This is a genomic window from Intestinibacter sp., assembly GCF_022780145.1.
GTDB lineage: Bacteria > Bacillota > Clostridia > Peptostreptococcales > Peptostreptococcaceae > Intestinibacter.
This window is the reverse complement of record NZ_JALEXO010000051.1, coordinates 1-4,770: the sequence shown is the minus strand read 5'-3', so window position 1 is coordinate 4,770 and position 4,770 is coordinate 1. Positions and strand designations below refer to the sequence as shown.

Below are 4,770 nucleotides of genomic sequence, written 5' to 3'. Positions count from 1 at the left end.
GCAAATTCCATCACTAGACAGCATAGTGTAATTTGGACATACACAGATTAGATCGTGCATAGTAAAAAATATAGGAATATCAAACTCCTTCAGCGCATCTACTATCGATAACGTAATCTGTCTATGAACTAAATTCAATATCGCCAAATCGGGCTTTTCCTTCTTTATAAGCTCGGTTATCTTCTCCTTAGATTCCTTCTTATAGACTATACTTAGCGCCGATTTTACCTTCTCAATAGCGCCCACATCTCCGTTGTAGTCGACATTATCTATAAAAAACTCCTCCTGCTCACAAGGTATATTTTTATCGTCCTTCATCGCAAAATACACAACCTCGTGCCCAAGAACTTTAAGAGCCTCACCTATTGTAAAATAATAAGTCTCAGAGCCGCCCTTTTTATAATGAAATTTATTTACTAATAAAACCTTCACTTTTTACTTATCCTTTCTTCTAAGAGCCTATAAAATAATACGATTTATTCTTCAATAGCTTTTTACCTAATATACAAACGAGCATAGCTCCTCCACCTAGTATCACTATATTAGAAACGACCATTACAGGTATGCTAAATCCAGTGTATTTATCCCATAGTAGCGATACAAAATAGTAAAATGGAACATGAGCCAAATATATAGTATAGCTCTTAGAGCTCAAATACATCCATTTCTCAGAGCTGACATCGATTGTAAGTAGCATCATTATTCCAGATAGACATACAATCATAGTTATAACAGAATTTAGTCCATCTAAATCCCCGATATTGAAATATCTAAATACCATATATGTCAATACAAGACATACATATAAAATTCTGACAACATACTTATTTGAAACTATAAATCTCTCCAAATTGTACTCTTTAAATATCATCCCTAGTAAATAATAATGCATCCATAAAAACGGATTTCTATAAGTAATAAAATCCACCATATTATTTGAAATGTTCAACGCACACAATATTTCTTTGGAAAAATTGGCGCTGATTATAGAGTAAATCAAAACCACCAAATACAGCGGTATAAGCATTTCTCTATAGCCCCATATTTTTTCACACACAAATGCGATAAACAAACATTCTATCATTACAAATACATAGTAATATACAGGGTGTACCTCACAGCTTATAAATCTAAATATATATTTAGATAAAAACGTCTTATCTCCTAAAGCGATATAGATAATCGTCATAACAATCGCAAAAAATACATATGGAGACAATATTCTCTTTATCCTCATCAATATTTGCCCGAAGTTTAGGCCCTTCTTGTGGAGTATCCCAGACACAAATAAAAACGCCGGCACTACCACTCTAAATACGACAGTCAAATAATCCGCCAAAAGCTGCATCTCTGCCCTTCTAGTCAACACAAGCGATAAACTATGCCCTAAAATAACACCTAAAATCGCAATCGACTTTATAAAATCATATTTTAAATTCCTCTGTTTCATAATCATTCCTCAATTTTATATTTTTTTAAACTACAACTTACCTTTTAACACATCATATATCTCTTTCCAAATTTCTTCGTTTAAAGGGTCGTGCCCTACTCCATCTACTTCTATAAATTGCGCATCTACACCTAATTTTTTTAATTTATTATAAAAGCTTTTAGATATTTCTATCGGAACATATTTGTCCTTGTTGCCGCTTATAACTAATGTCTTAACTAAATTTTTATCTACTACCTCGATTGGATTTACCTTTGACAATTCCTCTTCATAGTAAGCGTTTTTATTGCCTAATAAATACTCTGGATTATTCTTAAAATATTCTATGCTTTTGCTTAAATCGACTATTTGCTGTTGCTTCTCTTCATCGATGTCGTCGTAATATCTCAAGTCGCTAGGTCCAAACATATCTACTAAATACGATAAATTAAAATCGTAGCTCTTCTTGTCGTCGCATATCTTCTGAGCAGCTAATATAGCGATATGACCTCCTGCCGATGCGCCCATTATAACGACCTTATCCTTGTCGATACCCTTATCCGAGTAATTTTTTACAATATATTCGATTGAATCGATAGCATTATCGACCTGACCCATCATATTCTCATCTGGTACTAATCCATAATCGATAGTTGCAGCTGCATATCCATGATAGCTCAGCGTGTAGATTATATCGTTAAAATCATCCTTATCTCCTGCAACCCATGTCCCAGAATGCAAAAACACCACTAGAGGCTTCTTATTATCCTCTGAGGCATCCTTTGGAATAGCTAAATTAAAATCTATCTTTTTATTATTCGCTCCCTTTTTATATACTACATCTCTATAATAATCAGCTTGCTCCGTAGGCTGATCTAATAATTGAAATATTTTAGAGGTCTCTGGTTTCTTATTACATCCTGTAAGCAATAAAATCATCGATATAGATAAAACTAAAATACGCTTTAACATACTGCACCTCCTAATTCACATTTTTTTGTCTTTTAACCATTGATAAAAGTCTATTAAAAATACTCTTTATACTATTTCTCTCAAAAATCAGTCCTTCCACCAAAATTACAGCCAAAGCATATACACTAGTGAGAACTGCATAAAATACCCAATTTAAATAGTTGGATATATCTAGCTTTATATAATAAAATGGAAATACTATAATCATAAAATCTACAATCTTTCTAATTATCCTGATCAATGTGCTTTTATAAGATAGATGAGTTACATTTTTAGGTATATAAAACATCAAATCTATATCTCTATAAAGATTAGATAGACACATACCGACCAAAATACCGACTAATCCCAAGTATTTTCCAAATATAAACCCAAATACTATAGCGATTAAGGCTTGAGTGATAGTCTGCCATTTTGTTTCTTTGTAATGACCAGCAGATATGACGAGCATCCCCTGTGGAGTTTTTAAATTATGCAAAAATCCATTTAATACAAATAAAAATGCTATCAACGGCTGATAATAATTAGCGTCCTTGACCCCTGTAGTATAAACACTTACAAATGGCTGTAGCATAATCATCGTAACAGAATATACAAACGTGATAATCATATAATAAACACATTCAAATTCTCTGTAGGATTTCTGAAGCGTATCCACCTCATTTCTGACTATTATATCTCCAAATGTGGCGGACAGACCGCTGACAAATATACTCAATATACCATTTATCCCCACCATGACCATATTAAAAACGGAGTACACACTGACCATTTTTAAATTAGTAAGTATAGTAGCTAAAACAGTCGGAGCGCCTACATGTACTGATTGCAATACCTGCAAAAACAACGCATCCCATCTCTTATCTAATGCACTGTTGTTAGGCTCTTCATTGTAATCTATATAGCTAAAATTTTTTCTAGCGTATATTATCAAAATAAGAGATCTAGCGTAAAGCGCTACAATAGCCAATATGTATACCATCAATATATTGCATTTTAGCATAGACAAAACAAATATTATAATTGTATTCAAAACGACATATACTGACGATGCTATTGAAATAACATAAGTCTTCTGTGCGGCAGTCAGCAATGTTCTATATTTAGCTAAGGTGAAGAACTCCAAAAATCCCTTAGCCCCTAAAGCTATAATCAATATAGAAATCGATATCGGTGACAACTCATCTAGATGAATAAATAGAGGATATATCAAAGAAAGCGCCAAAACCAGCCCTACAAAGAAATACCCGCTTTTGATATAAAAATTTTTAGCAGCTACAACTATAGCGCTTATTCCCTTATGATCATTCTCCGCAAGTGGCTTGTACAGCGAATACACAGTCGCCCCAGATAGTCCAGCCTCGACTAAGTTAAAATAAGTTATAAATTGATTTATAGAAGATATCAATCCATTGATTTCTGATCCATAGTACACAAGCATTATCCTAGGCACTATAAATCCCGAAATCATCACGATAGCCTGATACACAGCTGTAGTTATAGAATTTTGCAAAAAAGTTTTCGTTCTAGACATATCTACCATCTTCCCAATCTTTTCAATATTTTTCTTTTTATTTTTGTTCTGTACCCGCCGTATCCAGTATATTTTTTTAATACATATTCAAAGCCGTATTTTTGATAATCTCTCCAGAACTTATCAGTCTGAGCGGATAAATCAGCATTATTTTTCTTAAGTCTAGGCTGCATAGCTGTGATATCGTCTAATGATACCTCTTCAAAATACAGGTTGTTTTTTATCTCATCAAATAAATTTACGCCTTTTTCTGTATTTAGCATGACAGTCGATACACCTTTATTGTCGTCGAAATTCTCGACTACCTTATCGACTCCCCAGAAATCACCTAGCGTAATATCAGATGGTCTTTTTGTATTTGTAAATTTACAAACTGTACAGCTAGGTCTAGTTATTGTCTTCATATAATAGAGCTCTGTGTAGAACTTTGAGAATATTTTTTCTCCATTTTCAAGCTCGCAGCTCTCTATATGTGTATTCCATCCGCGTGATTTATCTCTGAAATTAAATCTGATTATCTTTGATTCGTATTTATTTTCGATAAATTTTCTATAATCCTGATACACCTTAGGCGTTGGGATGCTATTACATACTAAATCACAAACTATTAGTCTATCATCGTATATGTAATCGCCTACATAGCTTCTAAATCCAGCAGTTTGGCAGGGAGTACCTGAAAACAAGACGTATTTTCCATCATCTAAATCCTTCTTCGCCATTTTAAAGCAATCACCCATATCGCTTTGAACGTATTTAGAGCCCTGCAAAGATTTTATATCCTTATAGCTATCGATCCTCATATGCACTGCATCTAATTTTTCATCAAATCCACATC

At 33.4% G+C, this 4,770-nt stretch carries 5 protein-coding genes; all 5 read right to left on the bottom strand.

The features are described from left to right. Positions 1 to 432 (bottom strand): glycosyltransferase (locus tag MR593_RS01885; RefSeq protein ID WP_290686396.1); only part of this gene is annotated, 432 nt, incomplete at its 3' end. A 19-nt stretch (positions 433 to 451) separates the two neighbouring features. Continuing rightward, a complete protein-coding gene (locus MR593_RS01880) occupies positions 452 to 1,450 on the bottom strand; it encodes an acyltransferase family protein (protein WP_290686394.1) in 999 nt (332 codons plus the stop codon). A gap of 30 nt (positions 1,451 to 1,480) precedes the next feature. After that, a complete protein-coding gene (locus MR593_RS01875) occupies positions 1,481 to 2,401 on the bottom strand; it encodes an alpha/beta hydrolase (protein WP_290686392.1) in 921 nt (306 codons plus the stop codon). Positions 2,402 to 2,411: 10 nt separating this feature from the next. Then, positions 2,412 to 3,935, bottom strand: coding sequence for a lipopolysaccharide biosynthesis protein (locus MR593_RS01870; protein ID WP_290686390.1), 1,524 nt, complete (start codon positions 3,933 to 3,935; stop codon positions 2,412 to 2,414). A 2-nt stretch (positions 3,936 to 3,937) separates the two neighbouring features. Then, positions 3,938 to 4,770, bottom strand: an 833-nt coding sequence (locus MR593_RS01865) for a Coenzyme F420 hydrogenase/dehydrogenase, beta subunit C-terminal domain (protein WP_290686388.1), incomplete at its 5' end; no start/stop codon positions are given.